This is a genomic window from Streptomyces showdoensis, from assembly GCF_039535475.1.
Lineage (GTDB): Bacteria > Actinomycetota > Actinomycetes > Streptomycetales > Streptomycetaceae > Streptomyces > Streptomyces showdoensis.
Genome location: NZ_BAAAXG010000026.1, coordinates 1,920,809 through 1,938,038 on the forward strand (window position 1 = coordinate 1,920,809; position 17,230 = coordinate 1,938,038).

Annotated in this window: 17 protein-coding genes and 1 tRNA gene; 8 read left to right on the top strand and 10 right to left on the bottom strand. The window is 73.5% G+C overall.

From position 1 onward, the window contains the following. The first annotated feature begins 58 nt into the window (after positions 1-58). The 4 genes from ABD981_RS21770 to ABD981_RS21785 all read left to right on the top strand — a co-directional run bounded on the left by ABD981_RS21770 (position 59) and on the right by ABD981_RS21785 (position 4,512). Positions 59-1,339: an aspartate kinase gene (locus tag ABD981_RS21770; RefSeq protein ID WP_046910219.1), complete on the top strand. Its 1,281-nt coding sequence runs from the start codon at positions 59-61 to the stop codon at positions 1,337-1,339. Between the two features lie 17 nt (positions 1,340-1,356). After that, positions 1,357-2,403, top strand: a complete 1,047-nt coding sequence (locus ABD981_RS21775; RefSeq protein ID WP_046910218.1) for an aspartate-semialdehyde dehydrogenase — start codon at positions 1,357-1,359, stop codon at positions 2,401-2,403. Between the two features lie 439 nt (positions 2,404-2,842). Further along, entirely contained in the window at positions 2,843-3,427 is a 585-nt protein-coding gene (locus ABD981_RS21780) for a SigE family RNA polymerase sigma factor (RefSeq protein ID WP_046910229.1), read from the top strand. Further along, a complete protein-coding gene (locus ABD981_RS21785; RefSeq protein WP_123954902.1) occupies positions 3,424-4,512 on the top strand; it encodes a hypothetical protein in 1,089 nt (362 codons plus the stop codon). Before ABD981_RS21780 ends, ABD981_RS21785 begins: the two co-directional genes overlap by 4 nt. Before the next feature lie 82 nt (positions 4,513-4,594). On the opposite strand, the gene ABD981_RS21790 is transcribed toward ABD981_RS21785, so the two are convergent. Next, a complete protein-coding gene (locus ABD981_RS21790) occupies positions 4,595-5,335 on the bottom strand; it encodes an SURF1 family protein (protein WP_046910217.1) in 741 nt (246 codons plus the stop codon). Positions 5,336-5,358: 23 nt separating this feature from the next. Further along, a complete protein-coding gene (locus ABD981_RS21795) occupies positions 5,359-7,302 on the bottom strand; it encodes a S9 family peptidase (protein ID WP_046910216.1) in 1,944 nt (647 codons plus the stop codon). Positions 7,303-7,372: 70 nt separating this feature from the next. Between ABD981_RS21795 and ABD981_RS21800 the strand changes: the two genes are divergently transcribed. Beyond that, positions 7,373-8,203, top strand: coding sequence for a class I SAM-dependent methyltransferase (locus tag ABD981_RS21800; protein WP_046910215.1), 831 nt, complete (start codon positions 7,373-7,375; stop codon positions 8,201-8,203). Here the strand turns inward: ABD981_RS21800 and ABD981_RS21805 are convergent. Further along, a complete protein-coding gene (locus ABD981_RS21805; RefSeq protein ID WP_046910214.1) occupies positions 8,181-8,498 on the bottom strand; it encodes a DUF6191 domain-containing protein in 318 nt (105 codons plus the stop codon). The genes ABD981_RS21800 and ABD981_RS21805 overlap by 23 nt on opposite strands. A gap of 236 nt (positions 8,499-8,734) precedes the next feature. Continuing rightward, positions 8,735-9,796, bottom strand: coding sequence for an Lrp/AsnC family transcriptional regulator (locus ABD981_RS21810; RefSeq protein WP_046910213.1), 1,062 nt, complete (start codon positions 9,794-9,796; stop codon positions 8,735-8,737). 159 nt (positions 9,797-9,955) lie between these two features. Here ABD981_RS21810 and ABD981_RS21815 point away from each other — a divergent pair, with 159 nt between their 5' ends. The 3 genes from ABD981_RS21815 to ABD981_RS21825 all read left to right on the top strand — a co-directional run bounded on the left by ABD981_RS21815 (position 9,956) and on the right by ABD981_RS21825 (position 13,420). Then, positions 9,956-11,944 (top strand): hypothetical protein, encoded by a 1,989-nt coding sequence (locus tag ABD981_RS21815; protein ID WP_240495376.1) that lies wholly within the window; start codon positions 9,956-9,958, stop codon positions 11,942-11,944. 116 nt (positions 11,945-12,060) lie between these two features. After that, a complete protein-coding gene (locus tag ABD981_RS21820; RefSeq protein WP_046910212.1) occupies positions 12,061-13,074 on the top strand; it encodes a YdcF family protein in 1,014 nt (337 codons plus the stop codon). Between the two features lie 64 nt (positions 13,075-13,138). Then, positions 13,139-13,420 (top strand): hypothetical protein, encoded by a 282-nt coding sequence (locus ABD981_RS21825; protein WP_046910211.1) that lies wholly within the window; start codon positions 13,139-13,141, stop codon positions 13,418-13,420. A 5-nt stretch (positions 13,421-13,425) separates the two neighbouring features. On the opposite strand, the gene ABD981_RS21830 is transcribed toward ABD981_RS21825, so the two are convergent. The 6 genes from ABD981_RS21830 to ABD981_RS21855 all read right to left on the bottom strand — a co-directional run bounded on the left by ABD981_RS21830 (position 13,426) and on the right by ABD981_RS21855 (position 17,104). Further along, positions 13,426-14,490 (bottom strand): serine/threonine-protein kinase, encoded by a 1,065-nt coding sequence (locus ABD981_RS21830; protein WP_205628256.1) that lies wholly within the window; start codon positions 14,488-14,490, stop codon positions 13,426-13,428. Between the two features lie 88 nt (positions 14,491-14,578). After that, positions 14,579-14,998: an RNHCP domain-containing protein gene (locus ABD981_RS21835; RefSeq protein ID WP_046910209.1), complete on the bottom strand. Its 420-nt coding sequence runs from the start codon at positions 14,996-14,998 to the stop codon at positions 14,579-14,581. Next, positions 14,998-15,345, bottom strand: coding sequence for an RNHCP domain-containing protein (locus tag ABD981_RS21840; protein ID WP_046910208.1), 348 nt, complete (start codon positions 15,343-15,345; stop codon positions 14,998-15,000). Before ABD981_RS21840 ends, ABD981_RS21835 begins: the two co-directional genes overlap by 1 nt. Before the next feature lie 357 nt (positions 15,346-15,702). After that, positions 15,703-15,999, bottom strand: a complete 297-nt coding sequence (locus ABD981_RS21845; RefSeq protein WP_046910207.1) for a hypothetical protein — start codon at positions 15,997-15,999, stop codon at positions 15,703-15,705. Between the two features lie 306 nt (positions 16,000-16,305). Next, positions 16,306-16,379: transfer RNA gene (locus ABD981_RS21850), tRNA-Pro, on the bottom strand. Between the two features lie 38 nt (positions 16,380-16,417). Beyond that, entirely contained in the window at positions 16,418-17,104 is a 687-nt protein-coding gene (locus ABD981_RS21855) for a Pr6Pr family membrane protein (RefSeq protein WP_123954900.1), read from the bottom strand. Between the last annotated feature and the right edge of the window lie 126 nt (positions 17,105-17,230).

The following is a 17,230-nucleotide window of genomic DNA, read 5'->3' on the forward strand; positions in this document are numbered from 1 at the left end:
TCGTTAGACTGAGCCGACCGCAGCGTGTGCTGCGGCGAGGACTGAGCGAGGAGCGCACGTGGGCCTTGTCGTGCAGAAGTACGGAGGCTCCTCCGTTGCCGATGCCGAAGGCATCAAGCGCGTCGCCAAGCGGATCGTGGAAGCCAAGAAGAACGGCCACCAGGTGGTCGTCGTGGTCTCCGCGATGGGCGACACGACGGACGAGTTGATCGATCTCGCCGAGCAGGTATCCCCGATGCCGGCCGGACGCGAGTTCGACATGCTGCTGACCGCCGGAGAGCGGATCTCCATGGCCCTGCTGGCCATGGCGATCAAAAACCTGGGCCACGAGGCCCAGTCGTTCACGGGCAGTCAGGCCGGTGTCATCACCGACTCGGTCCACAACAAAGCGCGCATCATCGATGTCACGCCGGGCCGCATCCGCACCGCGCTCGACGAGGGCAACATCGCCATCGTCGCCGGCTTCCAGGGTGTGTCCGCCGACAAGAAGGACATCACCACCCTCGGCCGCGGCGGCTCGGACACGACCGCCGTCGCCCTGGCCGCCGCGCTCGACGCCGAGGTCTGCGAGATCTACACGGACGTCGACGGCGTCTTCACCGCCGACCCGCGCGTGGTGAAGAAGGCGAAGAAGATCGACTGGATCTCCTTCGAGGACATGCTGGAGCTCGCCGCCTCCGGCTCCAAGGTGCTGCTGCACCGCTGCGTCGAGTACGCGCGCCGCTACAACATCCCGATCCACGTCCGCTCGTCCTTCTCCGGACTGCAGGGCACCTGGGTCAGCAACGAACGACCCGTCGAGCAAGGAGCCGAGCAGGTGGAGCAGGCCATCATCTCCGGTGTCGCCCACGACACCTCCGAGGCGAAGATCACCGTCGTCGGCGTCCCGGACAAGCCGGGCGAGGCCGCCGCGATCTTCCGGGCCGTCGCGGACGCCGAGATCAACATCGACATGATCGTGCAGAACGTGTCCGCGGCCTCCACCGGCCTCACGGACATCTCCTTCACGCTCCCCAAGGCCGAGGGCCGCAAGGCCATCGACGCCCTGGAGAAGACGAAGCCCGTCATCGGCTTCGACTCGCTGCGCTACGACGACCAGATCGGCAAGATCTCCCTGGTCGGCGCCGGCATGAAGACGAACCCCGGGGTCACCGCGGACTTCTTCAAGGCGCTGTCCGACGCGGGCGTGAACATCGAGCTGATCTCCACCTCGGAGATCCGCATCTCGGTCGTCACCCGCGCCGACGACGTCAACGAGGCCGTGCGCGCCGTCCACACCGCCTTCGGGCTGGACAGCGACTCGGACGAGGCCGTCGTCTACGGCGGCACCGGCCGCTGACCGGCGGACGTCACCGTATGGGCGGCAAACCGACGCTCGCGGTCGTGGGAGCGACCGGGGCCGTGGGCGCGGTGCTGCTCCGGATGCTCACGCACCACGCGGACGTCTGGGGCGAGATACGACTCCTCGCCTCCTCCCGCTCGGCCGGCCGCAAGCTGGCCGTGCGGGAGGAGGAGAGCGAGGTCCTCGCGCTGAGCGAGGAGAACCTGACGGGCGTCGACCTCGCGCTCTTCCTCGTGCCCGAGGACGTCGCCGCGCGGTGGGCGCCGATCGCCGCCGCCAAGGGCACGGTGGTCGTGGACACCTCGACCGCCTTCCGGGCCGACCCCGACGTGCCGCTGGTGGTCCCCGAGATCAACCCGCACGCCGTACGGATCCGGCCGCGGGGCATCGTCGCGAGCCCCGGCTGCTCCACCCTGGCGCTGATCGTCGCGGTGGGCGCCCTGCACGCCGAGTTCGGGCTCGCCGAGCTGGTCGTCACCGCCCAGCAGGCCGCGAGCGGCGCCGGACGGGCGGGCACGGCCGCGCTGCGCGAGCAGCTGGCCCTGGTCACCGGCGGCGAGCTCGGCACCCAGCCGGGCGACGTACGGCGGGCCGTGGGCGACCACACCGGCCCCTTCCCCGGGCCCGTCGCCCTCAACGTGCTGCCCTGGTCCGGGCTGCTCGCCGCCGACGGCTGGTCCTCCGAGGAGCTGGCCGTCCGAGAGGAGACCCGCAAGGTCCTGGACCTGCCGGGGCTGCCCGTCGCGGCCACCTGCGTCCGGGTCCCCGTCGTGGCCGGGCACGCCGTCTCCGTGCACGCCCGCTTCGAACGGCCCGTCACCGTCGGCCGCGCCCACGAGATCCTGGCGACCTCGCCCGGCGTGGTGCTGTACGACGATCCCGCCACCGGCGACTTCCCCACGCCCGCCGACGTCGTGGGCACCGACCCGGCCTGGGTGGGACGGGTGCGGCGCTCGATGGACGACGAGCGGGCCCTGGAGCTCTTCGTGTGCGCGGACAACCTGCGCAAGGGGGCCGCCCTGAACGCCCTGCAGATCGCCGAATCGATCATCGGCGCCTAGGGACGGGGTCCCGGGCCGCCGGAACGGCCCGCGAGCGTCCGCATTCCGGCCTCGCGTCACCGCTCAACTTTGTAGGATCTGTGAAGCCCTTGTGAGCAAATCGGCTTCGGATGCCTCTTGAACAGGTCAGATGTCCTGGACGACGATGCTGTTCCCTCCCCTCCGCAACCGGCGGTCGGGCAGGAGGCGTCTTCGCGTGCACCCATCACTATGTGGCCGTCCGGACAGCGCGAAGCACACCGCGAAAGCGGGGCATCGGGGGAGAACGGGTACGCATGACGACGAACGACGCACTGTCAAAAACGGTGCCGTACGCGTACAACCCTGACGGGGGGAAGCGTGTCCAACAGGCGTGGCAGAGGTACTCGACATCGCTGCGGTCATCCCGCTGCGCGGCACCGTGGCGCGCCCGCTCCGGCGGCCGCGCCCGGCCGGCGGCATGCCGGTGATCGCCCCCATGCCCATCAGGACCCGACCGACCGTGAACGGCATCCCGTCGCCCCGCGAGGGCACTGACGACGCGATGGCCGCCGGCACCACCGTCGACCACCTCACCGAGACCTACCGCGCCCACTACCGCTCGCTGCTCGGACTCGCCGCGCTGCTGCTCGACGACACCGCCTCCTGCGAGGACGTCGTGCAGGAGGCCTTCATCCGGGTCCACTCGGCGCGCAGCCGGGTCCGCGAGCCCGAGAAGACCCTGGCCTACCTGCGCCAGACCGTCGTCAACCTCTCGCGCTCCGCGCTGCGCCGCCGCATCCTCGGGCTGAAGCTGCTCTCCAAGCCGATGCCCGACATGGCGAGCGCCGAGGAGGGGGCCTACGACCAGCTGGAGCGGGACGCGCTGATCAAGGCGATGCGCGGGCTCCAGCGGCGCCAGCGCGAGGTCCTGGTGCTGCGGTACTTCGCGGACATGACGGAGGCACAGGTCGCCGAGACGCTCGGGATATCCCTGGGCTCGGTGAAGGCGTACGGCTCGCGCGGGATCGCCGCGCTGCGCGTCGCGATGGAGGCGACGTCATGAGCGGGCCGTCGGAAGGCGACGAGCACGGTGACCGGAACGACCTGGGCGGACGCGGAATGCTGAACGAAGGGCCGGAACCCGGCACGGCCGACGAGCTGGCGCTGCGGCGGCTGCTCCAGGGCGCGGTGTCCGGGCTCGAACCCTCCGAGGGCACGCTGGAGCACCTGCGCCGTGCCGTGCCCGCGCGCAGGGCCCGCCGGCGGCAGGCCGTCGTCGGCATCGCCGCCGCCGTCGTCCTCGTCGGTACGGCCGTCCCGGCGTTGGTGCACGTGGCGTCCTCGGGCGGGATCAGCGCCGACAAGGCCGTCAACGCCGGTCACGGCGAGCAGGCCCAGGGCGGCACCGGCACCGAGACCGGTGTCGAGGGCGGGCAGAAGAGCCACGCGCCGCCCGCCGGGACGGCGTCCCCGGAGCAGGGCGGGACCGGGGGAGCGGGCAAGCCCAGCGTCCCGGTGCCCGGCTCGGGCGGCGAGGCCGGCACCCCGACGAGCCCGCCGGTCACCTCGCCGACCTGCGAGGCCGGCCAGCTGAGCGTCAGCGCCGTCCAGTCGGGCGCCCCCGACGCCGACGGCAAGGTGTACGGCAGCTTCCGCATCGCCAACGTCTCCGGCAAGGACTGCATGGTCGGCGGCCCGGGCCACGTGGGCTTCCAGGCCAAGGGCGCGGCGGACGCGGCGAAGATCACGGTCGTCGAGCACACCTTCGGCGACGCGGCGAACGGGCTGCCCGACCCCACCCAGGAGTCGCCGACCCTGGTGCTGACCCCGGCCAACGCGTACGAGGTGCGGTTCGCCTGGGTGCCCAGCGAGACCTGTCCCACCACGAACCCCACCCCGACGCCCACCCCGACCCCGTCCTCGGGCGGCGGCGGTCCCGCGTCCAACGGCGGCGCGACCGGCGGTTCGGCCGGCACGGGTACGACGGGCAACCCGGCGAGCGCCCAGCTCCTGACGGACGGCACCCCGGCCGACGGCAGCGTCGCCGTGACGCACACGGCGGAGGCGGGCGGCCCGGTGGCCGAGGCGACCATCCCCAACGCGTGCGCGGGCACGATCTACCGGACCGGAGTCCTGGACGCCTCCTGAGACCCCTCGGGGCACCTCAGGAGCCGGGGCCGGGAAGCCGTGAGGCCGGGGCCCGGGCTCGGGGCCCGGGCCTCCGGGGCGGCTACAGCCCGAGGGCGGCGTCCCGCGAGGCCTCGGCCTCGCGGCGGACCAGCCGGAACCACATGAAGAGCACGAAGCCCGCGAACACGAACCACTCGGCCGTGTAGCCCAGGTTCTGGAAGGCCTTCATGTCCAGGCTCGTGCCGGCGGCCGCCGACGCGGGCACCGGAGTGAGCCCGGCGGGGGAGTCCACGAGGGTGATCCAGGCGTCGTAGACGTCGTCCGGCACCACGTTGACCAGCGCCGCGGCGCTGATCATGCCGAGCTGCCCGGCCGGCAGCCCGCCCGCCGTGCTGACGCCCTTGGTGCCCGGGTTCTCCGAGGCCTGCAGGGCCCCGGAGACGGTGACCTCGCCGGACGGCGGGGCCGGTGCCGCGGCGCCCGCGGGCAGCCAGCCCCGGACCACCGGCAGCGCCTTGCCGCCGTCCGTCTTCAGGAGGGTGAGGACGTACGAGCCGGAGCGCCCGTCCAGGGCCCGGTCGGGGACCAGGAACTGCTCCCCGTACCGCCCGCTGGCCTGCGCGACGCGGCCCGAGGTCTCCTTGTCCACGGGCAGCAGCGAGTCCAGCGGCTCGGTGCGCTGGGTCGCCGGGTCGGGCCGCTGCTCGGCCTCCCTGTGGGAGTCGACGCGGTCCTCGAACTTGCCCAGCTGCCAGGTCCCCATGAACACGCAGAACGGGATCGCCAGCAGGACGAAGACGTTGATCCCCCACCAGCGGGGCGTTCTCAGGAACCGGTACACACCCCCACGGTACGCAAGCGGGCTCAGCCCTCCTGCGGCCGGGTCCCCAGGTGCCGGGCCGCGAAGGCCAGGTCCAGGGCGACCTGCTTGATCCGCTCCTCCACGACCAGCGAGCCGTGCCCCGCGTCGTACCGGTACACGTCGTGCACCGCGCCCCGGGCGGCGAGCCGGTCCACGTAGTTGTCGATCTGGCGGATCGGGCAGCGCGGGTCGTTCACACCGGCCGTGATGTGCACCGGGGCCTTCACCGCGTCCACGTAGGTGATCGGAGAGGAGGCGGCGAACCGCTCCGGGACCTCCTCGGGCGAGCCGCCCAGCAGGGTGCGGTCCAGCGCCTTCAGGGCCTCCATCTCGTCCTCGTACGCCGTCACGTAGTCGGCGACGGGCACGGCGGCGAGACCGAGCGCCCAGTCCTCCGGCTGGGTGCCGAGGCCGAGCAGGGTGAGGTAGCCGCCCCAGGAGCCGCCGGACAGGACGAGCCGCTCCGGGTCGGCGAGGCCGCTCGCCACCGCCCAGGCGCGGACCGCGCCGATGTCCTCCAGCTCGATCAGGCCGACCCGGTGCTTCAGCGCGTCCGTCCACTCCCGTCCGTAGCCGGTGGAGCCGCGGTAGTTCACCCGGACCACCGCGTAGCCGTGGTCGATCCAGGCGGCCGGGCCGGACGCGAAGGCGTCGCTGTCGTGCCAGGTCGGGCCGCCGTGCACCTCGAAGACCGTCGGGAACGGGCCCTCGCCCGCGGGACGCTGCACGAGCGCGTGCACCCGCCCGCCGGGGCCGTCCACCCACACGTCCTCCACGGGCACCGACGGCGGCGCCTTCGGGCCGGGCGGGTCGAGCACGACCGAGCCGTCCGTGGACCGCACCACCGGCGGCTCGGCGGCCGAGGACCACAGGTACTCCACCGAGCCGTCCGGGCGGGCCGTCGCGCTCGACACGGAGCCGGCCGGGGTCTCCACCCGGACCAGGGCGCCGGTGCCGATCTCGTACCGCCACAGCTCGCTGCGGGCCTCGAAGCTGTGCACGACGAGGAGTCCCGAGCCGTCCGGATACCACTCGGCCGACACGTCGCCCGGCAGGTCCAGGCGCAGGTCGGTCTCGGTGCCCGTCGCCACGTCCCACAGCATCGGCTCCCAGCGGCCCCTCCGCTGGTGGCCGACGAGCAGCCGGGTGTCGCCGTCGACCGGGGCGAAGCCGAGGACGCTCAGGCCCAGCTCCTCCGTGCCGTCCTTGGTGTCGTCGAGCTCGGCCACCACGGAGGCGTCGGCCGCGCGCAGCACCCGCACCGAGGAGTGCATCGAGTCCCCGTGCTCGGTGTGCTCGATCGCGATCAGGCCGCCGTCGTGCGACAGGTCGCCGACCCCGGCCGACTCGCGGTGCCGGTAGATCTCCACCGGCCCGGCCGCGCCCGGCCGCAGCAGGTGGACGGTCGAGCCGTCCTCGTCCGTGGACCGGCCCACCACGACCGTGCCGTCCCGGCCGATGGCGAGCCCGGCCGGATAGGAGGGGTCGAGCCCCGGCACCGCCGGCTCGTCGGCGCCGGAGATCACGCCGCCGTCGCCGCCCTCGGCCGGGTGGAAGGGCTGGCGCATCCACACGCCGAACTCGTCGCCGTCGGTGTCCGCGAACCACCAGATCCACTGCCCGTCGGGCGAGAGCGTGCCGTCCGTCGTCCCGTTCGGCCGGTCGGTGACCTGCCGCTGCCCGCCGGTCGCCCGGTCCCACGCGTACAGCTCGTACGTCCCCGTCGCGTTCGACACGAACAGCGAGCGGTCCGGGGCCTCCTCGGCCCACTCGGGCAGCGAGACCCGCGGCGCGCGGAACCGCTGCTGCCAGCGCGGCGCGTCCCCGCCGCCGGCCCCGGCCCCGGCCCCGGCCCCGGCCCCGGCCCCGGTCCCCGTCCCGCTCCCGGTGCCCGCGTCGGCACCGGCCGTCCCGGTCGTGCTCTCAGTCGCCTTGCTCTCAGTCATGCAGCCATGATGCTCCGCCCCGCCGACAAATCGTTCGCCGTGCCCGCAACCTGTGGATAACCTCCCGGGCATGTACGCACCGACCCCCGACGACTGGCACGCGGCCAACCGCGCCCGCTGGGACGAACGCGTCCCCATCCACGTCGCCAGCGACTTCTACGACCTCGACGCCTTCCGCGCCGGCAAGGACGCCCTGCGCGACTTCGAACTCGCGGAGGTCGGCGACGTCACCGGGCGCTCCCTGCTGCACCTCCAGTGCCACATCGGCCTGGACACCCTGTCCTGGGCCCGCCACGGCGCCTCGCGCGTCGTCGGCCTGGACTTCTCCGAGCCCGCCGTGGAGACCGCCCGGTCCCTCGCGGCCGACCTCGGCCTCACGCCGGAGCGGGCGGCGTTCGTCGCCGCCGACGCCTACGACGCGGCGGAGGCGGTGCCGGACTCCTCGTACGACATCGTCTACACCGGCGGCGGCGCGCTGTGCTGGCTGCCGGACCTCGACCGCTGGGCGGAGACGGCCGCCTCGCTGGTCGCGCCCGGCGGGTTCCTGTACGTCGCCGAGTTCCACCCGATGTCCGACTCGTTCGACGACGAGACCGCCACCCGGCTGGTCAACGACTACTTCGTGCGCGAACCGTGGGTGGACACCTCGTCCGGCACGTACGCGGACCTGGACGCCGCCACCACCCACAACCGCAGCGTGGAGTGGGTGCACCCGGTCGGCGAGGTCGTCACGGCCCTCGCGAAGGCGGGGCTGCGCATCGAGTTCCTGCACGAGCACGACATGACGCTCTTCCCGCGCTTCGAGTCGCTCACCCGGCACGAGGACGGCTACTACCGCTTCGGGACCGACCGGCCCCGGATCCCGCTGATGTACTCGCTCAAGGCCTCGAAGGCGGCGTAGCCACCGCCGCCGACGGGACCCTGATGACGGCGCGCCCGCCCGCCAGATCCACCGTGGAGCGGTGCGGCGGGGCGCCGTCCTCCTCGTCGTCGCGCATCACGAGGGAGCTCTGCCGCTCCTTGAGCTCGTTCTGCTTGCCCTGCGAGAAGGTGGCGTGCAGTTGCTCGAAGCCGGTGGAGGAGATCTGCCCCGACCGCCGCCCGCGCCCGGTGGCGCGCAGGACCTGATCGCCGAACGCGATCGCGGTCAGCAGGATCACGAGCCCCGGCAGGGTCACGAACACGGCGAACTCCATGCCGCCATTCTCACCCCGGCCCGGGTCCGGGGAAAGGCTCGGGCGGACCGCTCCCGCGAGGGCCCGGGCGAACCTGTCCCGCCGGCACCTGACCGAACCGTCCTGTCGACGCCAGACCGAACCGGTCCCGCCGGCACCTGACCGAACCGTCCTGTCGACGCCAGACCGAACCTGTCCCGCCGGCACCTGACCGAACCGGTCCTGCCGGCACCTGACCGAACCGGTCCCGCCGGCGCTCAGACGAACCGGTCCTTCCAGTGCGGCGTCCGCAGGTCCGGGCGCACGTGGTGCAGTCGGCGTCCGTCCGGCCCCAGCACCTGCGCGCCCGACTTGTGGGTCCGCAGGCTCAGCGCGGTCCCGGTGATCCGCAGCGAGGGCGCCGCCCGTTCCATCGCCGTCGTGATGTCGTGCAGCTCGCCGACCGAGCGCAGCCAGGCCCCGACGGCCAGGTTGTGGCCGCCGGTCACCGAGGTCACCAGCCGGGTCTGCCGCAGCCGCGCCATCGCCGCCGCCGTCGACGCCACCGCGAGCGAGGGCACGTCCGCTCTGATCAGCGCCCACACCGGCCGCCCCGAGAAGCGCGGCGCCGGGACGCAGTGGTGGATCAGTGTCTCGCCGCCGATCAGGGCCTCCAGCCGGCGCCGTACGGTCGACTCGCTCGCCCCGCAGGTCCGCGCCAGCTCCGCCGCGCTGCGCCGGGCGTCCCCGGCCAGCTCCAGGACCAGGGCCTCGTCGAGCTCGGTGAGCTGCTGCGTACGCCGCCGCGACACCGCGGGCCTGCCCTGCACGGGTACCGGGGCGCCGGTCAGCTGCCGGGCCTGGCGCGGGGTCAGCTGGTCGAGCTGCCACAGGTTCCGCGCGCTGTGCACCCCGGTGACCACCTGGGTCCGCGAGCGGGTCACCCCGGGCAGCCGCTGCACCCGCAGCGACAGATAGGCGTCCAGGGCCTCCAGGTCGGGGCAGAGCACGAGCAGCACCAGGTCGGTGTCCCCGGTCACCTCGTGCACGCCCAGGGTGTACGGGTCGCCGGTCAGCTCGATCGCGGTCTCCTCGGAGCGGCCGGCCGCGCAGTCCACCTCCACCCAGGCGTACAGCGGTGCCCGGGGGCCGTGATGGCGCACCAGGAAGCCGGCCCACGCGTAACCGCCCGTCGTCAGGTGCTCCCAGCGGCGCGCGAGGGTGTCGGGGCCGGCTCCGAGAACGGCCGAAAGCTGTGTCCAGCTTGCCCGTGGGACGAGTTGCAATGCGTGGATCAGCGCCAGATCCGGCTCTCCCAGGACGGATTCCCCGGATGGCATGCGTCTCCTTGGTCGATTTTCGACAATGGCTTGGCCGGTTTGCTCCCGCCCCCCAGGATTTTGTCCCGGGGCATATGCATTCAAGCCGCAGCCGCGATGCCCCGTCATGAAGTCGGGCTGAAGACACCGGACACACAGCAACGGGGCGGGCAGGGGCAGATGGCGGAAACGGGGCGCCCGCTGGCGGGCCGGGAACACGAACTGGCGGTGCTGCGGCGCCGGATTCGCGACGGGGCGCGGTTGCTGACGCTGACCGGGCCGCCGGGCCCGCTCAAGACGCGGCTCATGCGGGAGGCGCTCCGGCGCGAGGGCATCGAGGCCATGTGGGAGCCGGCCGAACTGCTCGCCCCCGAGAACCTCCCCGCGCTCGCCCGGCTGTTGCGCCGCAGGCTCGCCGCCCCCGGGGCGCCCCGGGTCCTCGTCCTGGACGGCTGGGAGCGGCTCGGGCCCAGCGGCGCGGCCCTCGTCGCGGGCCTGCTGCGCGAGGCGCCCGCCTTCTCCCCCGGCCTCACGGTGCTGGTCACGGCCCAGCGGGCGCTGCGTCTCGCGGAGGAGGCGGTCCTGCCCGTCACCCCGACCCCGACCCGCCGGGCGGACCGTGCCTCCGGCACCCACGGCACCCACGGCACCCACGGCCCCCAAGGCCCCCAAGGCACCCGCGACGCCGCTGGGGATGCCGGGGTCGCCGGGAACGCCGCCCCGTACGCCCCCGAAGCCGCGAGGACGGCGCAAGAGGGCGAGCTCCAGGACGGAAGGCTCCAGGACGGAAGGCTCCAGAACGGCGGGCTCCAGAACGGCGGGCTCCAAGAGGGCGGGCTCCAGGACGACGGCCCGTCCGCCGCCCAACTGGCCGCAGAACGCGGCTACCTCCGGTGCGACCCGCTCGAACGCCTCCTGTGGGAACGGATGTCCGTCTTCGAGGGCTCCTTCGGCCGCGAGGCCGTCAGCGAGGTGTGCGCCTCCGGGGCACTGCCCGCCGCCGCCGTCCTGGACGTCCTGGACCGGCTCGCCCCGCTCGCCCTGCTCCCCGTGGACGACGGCGACCCCGGCGAGGACCGCTACTGGATGCCGCCGCCGATGCGCGCGGTCGGCGCCCGCCGGCTCACCGAGCGCGGCGACCGCTGGGCCGTCGTCCTCCACCACCGGAGGTGGTGCGTGAAGGTGGCCCGGCGGGCCGCCGACTGGTGGCAGGGCGGACGGCAGCTCGACGCCCGCGCGCTCGCCCTGCTCGAACTCCCCGACCTGGCCGCCGCCATGGACCCGACCAGCGCGCCGCTCTCGCCGGCCGACGAGGCGGACTCGGCCGTGGAGATCGCGGTCTCGCTGTGGTTCCTGTGGGTGGCCTGCGGCCGGGTCACCGAGGGCCGCTCCCGGCTGCGGCACGCGCTGGCCCTGCACCCGGGCCCCGTACCCGCCCGCGCCCTGTGGCTCGCCGCCTACCTGGAGCTGGAGTCCGGCCACCCCGAGGACGCCGACCCGCTCCTGGTGCAGTCCTGGGCCGCGGCGGTCCGGGACGGCGACGACACGTGCCTGGCCATGCTGGCCCATCTGCGCGGTGCCACCGCCCTGTACCAGGGGCGCACGGACGCGGCGGCGGCCGAGTTCCGCGACGCCCTGGAGGGGCTCGGCGAGTACCCGGACCTCGGGCCGACCCGGCAGCTGTGCTGGACCGCGCTCGCCCTGGCCCTGGTCCGCACGGACCCGGAGGCCGCCCAGGAGGCCCTGGACCGGGCCGATGTGCACAGCTGGGCCGGGCGGGACGTCTGGGCCGACGCCTGGGCGCACTACGCGCGCGCCGAGCTCCACTACTGGGACGGGGAGCCGGGCCGTGCCATGGAGCTGGCGACCCGCGCCCTGCGGGAGCACCTGCGGACCGGCTGCGTCTCCGGGTCGGCCTGCTCGGCTGAACTCCTCGCCCAGATGCGGATCCTGCGCGGCCGTCCCACCACCGCGGCCCGCCTGCTGGGCGCGGTCGACCTGATGCGCTCCACCGTCTTCGAGGACGGCTACCGCCCCGCGCCCTTCTGCTCCCCGTCCCGCGAGCGCAGCGAGTCGGCCCTGCGCGAGCACCTCTCCGACGGCGAACTGCGCCGGGCCTACGAGGAGGGCGCGCGGCGCGGGCTGCACGAGCTCGTCGCAGAGCCTTGACCGTGGGCGGTGCGGACACCGCGGGCGGTGCGGACACTGCGGGCGGCGCGGCCACCGTGGGCGCGTGCCCGCCGCGGGGAGGCGGGGGTGTCGGCGGCGATGTCTACGATGAGCGCATGTTCGCCTATGCCGTGTGCGCCGTGTTCCTGCTGCTCTTCGGGGTGGGTGTGCTGCGCGACCGGCGCCGCTTCAGCAACGCGGTGTACCTCGGGCTCGCCGTCACGTTCTTCGGCCTCGGCCTGCTCGCCGGCCTCGACGACGCCCCGCCCGGCGTCTCCGTGACGGTGATGGTCGTCCTGCTGCTGGTCCTCGCGCTCGGCCCGCTCGTGCTGGCCGGACTGCTGTGCGCGAACGGCGTGAAGATGGTCCGCAAGGAGGGCCGCCGCCCCTCCAACCTCCTCTCGCTCCTCGCCGGCCTCGGCATCTTCGGCGTGATGGTCCTGATGGCCGTCGCGGTGATCACCCACTCGAAGCCCCTGGGTATCGTCGTCGGCACCCTGCTGATGGTCCTGGCGTACGTCTCCTTCCTCTTCCTCTGCTTCATCGGCTACGCCTTCCTGTACGGCAGGATGCGCATCCGCCGCGACGCCGACTACGTGGTCGTCCTCGGCTCGGGCCTGATCGGCGGCCGCCGCGTGCCGCCCCTGCTCGCGAGCCGGCTGGACCGGGGCCGCCAGGTGTACGAGACGCTCGCCGCGCGCCGCGAGGTGGACCGGACGCCGGTGCTCATCACCTCCGGCGGGCAGGGCCCGGACGAGGAGCTGCCGGAGTCGCACGCCATGGCGGACTACCTGGTGGAGCGGGGCTTCCCGGAGGACCGCGTGCTGCGCGAGGACCGCTCGCGCACGACCGAGGAGAACATGCTCTTCAGCAAGACGCTGATGGAGCGGGACCGGCCGGGCTCCGAGTGCGTGATCGTCACCAACAACTTCCACGCCTTCCGGGCCGCGCTGATGGCCCGCAAGGCGGGGGTGAACGGCCAGGTGGTGGGTTCGCCGACCGCCGCGTACTTCTGGCCGAGCGCGACCATCCGCGAGTTCGCGGCGGTCTTCCTCCAGTACCGGGCGGTGAACCTGGGCATCTGCACGGCCCTGGTGCTCCTGGGCTGCCTGGCCTGGGTCGTCAGCTGACGATCTCCGCCCGCCCGCCCTACGCTGGAGACGAGGGGCGGCCACGCGCGGCGGAGGCGACGTCATGAGAGCTCGGCACCACTTCCACATCGACTACCGGGGCCATTCGGTCAGCGCCACCGTCCAGACCGGCCACACCCCGGTCGTCGAGGTCCTGGTGGACGGCAAGGAGACGGGCCACGCCACGACCCGGGACGACCGCCCGGTGACGCTCCACGTCGAGCTGCCGACCGACCCGCCGACCCCGGTGACCGTCCGCGCGACCCCGGGTCCGGGAGTGCCGCGCTGCCTGCTGCTGGGCCCGGAGGACCCCGAAGGCCACGTGATGGCCCCCCGCATCTACTGAGCGGCTCAGCTGACCCAGGCCATCCCGATCAGCAGGAAGACGACGAAGGCGATCGCCCCGGCGACCGCGGCGGTCCTGCGCGGCCGCCGCCGCGAGATCTTGGCCAGCGGGTTCTCGGCCGGAGGCTGCGCCCGCCGGGACCGGGGCGCGGCCACGGGGGCGGTCCGGGGCGGGGGCGGCACCGGCGCGTGATGCTGCGGCCGCTGGGGTACGGGCGGGGGCGGGGGCGGGGGCACCGCCTGCGGCAGCGGCAGCGGCTGGTCCCGCCAGGCCCCGGAGGAGAACCACTCGGCGATGGCCTGCGCCGCCGGTCGCTGCTCGGGCTGCTTGGCGAGCAGCGACAGCAGGAAGGTCTCGAACGCGGCCGGCATCGCGACGCCGACCTGCCGCGGCGGCGCCGGCGGGGTGTCGATGTGCTGGTAGAGCAGGGCCGTCGCGGTGTCCCCGCGGAACGGCGGCTGCCCGGTGAGCAGTTGGTAGAGCACGCAGCCGAGCGAGTACACGTCGGAGGCCGGCGAGGCGGGCTGCCCCAGGGCCCGCTCGGGCGCGAGGTAGAGCCCGGTGCCGACGATCTGCCCCGTGGTGGTGAGCGCGGCCGAGGGGTCGTCCACGAAGCGGGCGATGCCGAAGTCGGCCAGCTTCACCGTCCCGTCGGCGTCCCGCAGCAGGTTCCCCGGCTTGATGTCCCGGTGCACCACGCCCTGCCGGTGGGCGGCGGCGAGCCCGGCCGCCGCGTGCGCGGCGACGGTCGCGACCTGCTCGGGCGCCAGCACCGGAGCCTGCCCCCGGTCCCCGGCGAGGCTGTCCCCGTGGACCAGCTCCATGACGAGGTACAGCTTGCCGTCCCAGGTGCCGAAGTCGAAGACCCCGACCACGTGCGGATGGCTCAGCCGCGCCGCGGTCTGGGCCTCCATCCGGAACCGGTCCGCCGCCGACGGGTCGTGTTCGTGACCGAGCATCAACTTCACGGCCACGTCCCGCCCGAGGACCTCGTCGGTCGCCCGCCACACCTCGCCCATGCCGCCACGCCCGACACACATGTGGAGCCGATATCGGTCCGCGACCAGCACTTGAGACCCACCCTTCTTCTCGACGCCCCATCGTAGAGCCGCCCCCTGAGGGGACCTCAGGCCGGGGACGGGCGCGGGCCCGGTGGCCCTACAGGGCGAGCAGCGCCCGCCCCGCGAACCGGGGGTCGCTCAACGGGCGCAGCGCGAGGCGCACGAGCGCCAGCGGGTTGTCGTCGCCGGCGACCCGGTTGGCGCTGAGCTCGTCGCAGGCCGCGCACTGGTGGATGAGCAGCCACTCGCCGTCCTCCCGCACCGACATGCCCAGCGCCTCCATGCGCCCCCGGCACGGCGAGGCCCGGTCGCCGGGTATGCGCCGGTCGACGTGGAGGCTGGCCAGGCAGGTGGGGCAGTGGTTGCGATGGGCGGTGCCGGGCGCGTCGAGGGGCACGTCGAGCCGGCAGCCGACGCACCGGAAGGCACCGCCGGTCCGCCGGAAGGCGCCGCCGGTGTGCCGGAGGACGTCCTTGTGCCGCTGCGGCCGGCCCGTCCGCTTCGTGCGCCGCGGCATCAGAGGGCCCCGAACGCTTCGAGCGGGAACGGCGGTTGCGCCAGTGGGCGGACCGCCACGCGCATCAGGACGAGCGGATTGTCGTCCGCGCGCACGGGGTTCGAGGTGAGCTCGTCGCAGCGTACGCAGCGGTGGATCACCCGCCAGTCGCCGCCGTGCGGCACGGCGACGGCGATGGGGGACATCCGCCCCTCGCACGCCTCGCCGGCGTGCCGCGACTGCAGACAGGACGGGCAGTGGTCGCGCCGCGCCCCGTCGGGGCCGTACGCGGAGACGGTCAGACCGCACCACGCGCAGGCGGAGGTGCCGGTCGTGGGGGTGGGGGTGCTGTCGGAGGTGTGGGACACCCGGTGCTCCTTGCCGAGAAGTGGTTCACGAAGGCAAGAGCAGGCCGAGCGGCTTCGGCGAAGCTCGCGTTATGCGAAGGGACGAGGCGCGCTCGGCGCGGTCCGGGACATCAAGACACCCCATTCGGGCCCGTGGGCCCTCGGCGAGAAGGGAACGACTCCCCACAAGCTAACAACGCCCGCCACGAGGAACCACCGATTTTCCGCCCCGGGGGGGCACGGCCCCGTCCCTCCCCCGGAAACCACTCAGGTGCCTGATCCGATTGCTCGGATCAGGCACCTGACCTGGTCCTACGGCTGCGGGGTGGCGGGCGGGGCGACCCGGGCGGGGCCGGCCTCCGCCGCGCGTCGGCCGTGTCAGGGGGTGTGCAGCACGTCCAGGTTGGTCGTCTTCGCGCAGATCGCGAAGGCCTGGAGCGTTCCCGGGTTGTTGGGGTCGCTGTTGGTGGCGTAAGCCCACCACGTCTCCGAGCCGACCGGCCGGCTCGCCGCGAGGTTGTAGCGCTGGACGTACGAGTTCCCGGCCTTCACCTCGGCTCCGCCGCCGGTGAGGACCTGACCGGCCGGACACTTGGCCGAGGCCGCCGCGTCGCCGGCGTAGCCGTTGCCGGGCGACGCGGGAAGCGTGACGATCTGGCCGTAGACGATGTTCATCGTCTACGAGCTGTCGGCCGTGGCGAAGCCGGCCGAGCTGACGAGCAGGGTGGCAGTCGCCGCAGCCACGAGGCCGTACTTCATCGCGCGCTTGACCACTGAAGTCTCCTTGATCTTCGTCGAGGGGGAGCTCTTGCGCTCACCGGGACTCGCTTCACAGATTCCGCAGTGGGTTCGATTTGCGTACGTTCGTACCGTTGTTTCACTTGTACGTGATCAAGCCGGCGGTTCGTGTGGACGGAAACGCGAGAAAGCCAGAAGGCCCTCACCGAATCGGTAAGGGCCTTCTGGCCTGCTACTCAGCTGTCGGGGTGGCGGGATTTGAACCCACGACCTCTTCGTCCCGAACGAAGCGCGCTGCCAAGCTGCGCTACACCCCGATGTCGCTGCTCTGTTCTTCACGTCGCGGCGACATCGATTACTTTAGCCCACCCGCGCCCAGAGACGAAATCCGTTCCCCGCGCCCCACCAGGGACGGCCGGACGCGGTCCACGGCGACGAGCAGCAGACCCAGCGCGTAGAAGGCCAGGCCCAGGACGACGGCGTTGAGCAGGACGCCCGCGTACCCGTGGGCGGTGACGTCGATGAAGGGGTACGTGTAGCGGGTCGGCGTGTCGGGGGAGACGAGGGCGCCCCGGACCAGGGCGAAGACCAGGTAGGCGCCGGGGGCCGCCAGCCACTGGGCGGCGTGGCGCCAGCGGAGGGCGCCGGGGCGGGTGAGGAGGAGCCAGTCGAGGGCCACGCCGATCGGGGTGACGGTGTGCAGCAGCTGGTTGGCGACGGCCCTGGCGCCGGTGAGCCGGGCGATCGCGGCGGACTCGTTGAACTCGCTCGCCGCGTTGTCCAGGACCAGGTGGAAGACGAGCCCGACCACCGCGATGCACAGCAGCACCCCGCCGGTCCACGGCGCGGGCAGCGGCGGGCGGCGCGTCCAGGCGCGGACGGCGCCCCAGCCGAGGACGACGGCGACGGCGGTGTTCGACCAGATCGTGAAGAAGCTGAAGACGACGAGGGGGTTCCCCTCGACGCACTCGATCACGATGCCGGTGACCGCGGCCAGGGCGAGCAGGCCGCGGAACAGGGCGGTGACGACGGTGTTCGGCATGGACGCCACCGTATGCGCCGTACGGCGTCCGTACGGCGTCCGTACGGCGTCAGGCGGACCGTGCCGGGCGGACCGCGTCACACGGACCGCGTCGGGCGGAGCGCGTCGGCCGGACCGCGTCGGCCG

Coding starts and splice junctions, on each gene's coding strand:
- ABD981_RS21855 (WP_123954900.1), bottom strand. CDS start 17,104: ATGCCGAACACCGTCGTCACCGCCCTGTTCCGCGGCCTGCTCGCCCTG.
- ABD981_RS21780 (WP_046910229.1), top strand. CDS start 2,843: ATGCCGGTGATCGCCCCCATGCCCATCAGGACCCGACCGACCGTGAAC.
- ABD981_RS21805 (WP_046910214.1), bottom strand. CDS start 8,498: ATGGAGTTCGCCGTGTTCGTGACCCTGCCGGGGCTCGTGATCCTGCTG.
- ABD981_RS21815 (WP_240495376.1), top strand. CDS start 9,956: ATGGCGGAAACGGGGCGCCCGCTGGCGGGCCGGGAACACGAACTGGCG.
- ABD981_RS21800 (WP_046910215.1), top strand. CDS start 7,373: ATGTACGCACCGACCCCCGACGACTGGCACGCGGCCAACCGCGCCCGC.
- ABD981_RS21785 (WP_123954902.1), top strand. CDS start 3,424: ATGAGCGGGCCGTCGGAAGGCGACGAGCACGGTGACCGGAACGACCTG.
- ABD981_RS21810 (WP_046910213.1), bottom strand. CDS start 9,796: ATGCCATCCGGGGAATCCGTCCTGGGAGAGCCGGATCTGGCGCTGATC.
- ABD981_RS21825 (WP_046910211.1), top strand. CDS start 13,139: ATGAGAGCTCGGCACCACTTCCACATCGACTACCGGGGCCATTCGGTC.
- ABD981_RS21845 (WP_046910207.1), bottom strand. CDS start 15,999: ATGAACATCGTCTACGGCCAGATCGTCACGCTTCCCGCGTCGCCCGGC.
- ABD981_RS21820 (WP_046910212.1), top strand. CDS start 12,061: ATGTTCGCCTATGCCGTGTGCGCCGTGTTCCTGCTGCTCTTCGGGGTG.
- ABD981_RS21775 (WP_046910218.1), top strand. CDS start 1,357: ATGGGCGGCAAACCGACGCTCGCGGTCGTGGGAGCGACCGGGGCCGTG.
- ABD981_RS21795 (WP_046910216.1), bottom strand. CDS start 7,302: ATGACTGAGAGCAAGGCGACTGAGAGCACGACCGGGACGGCCGGTGCC.
- ABD981_RS21835 (WP_046910209.1), bottom strand. CDS start 14,998: ATGCCGCGGCGCACGAAGCGGACGGGCCGGCCGCAGCGGCACAAGGAC.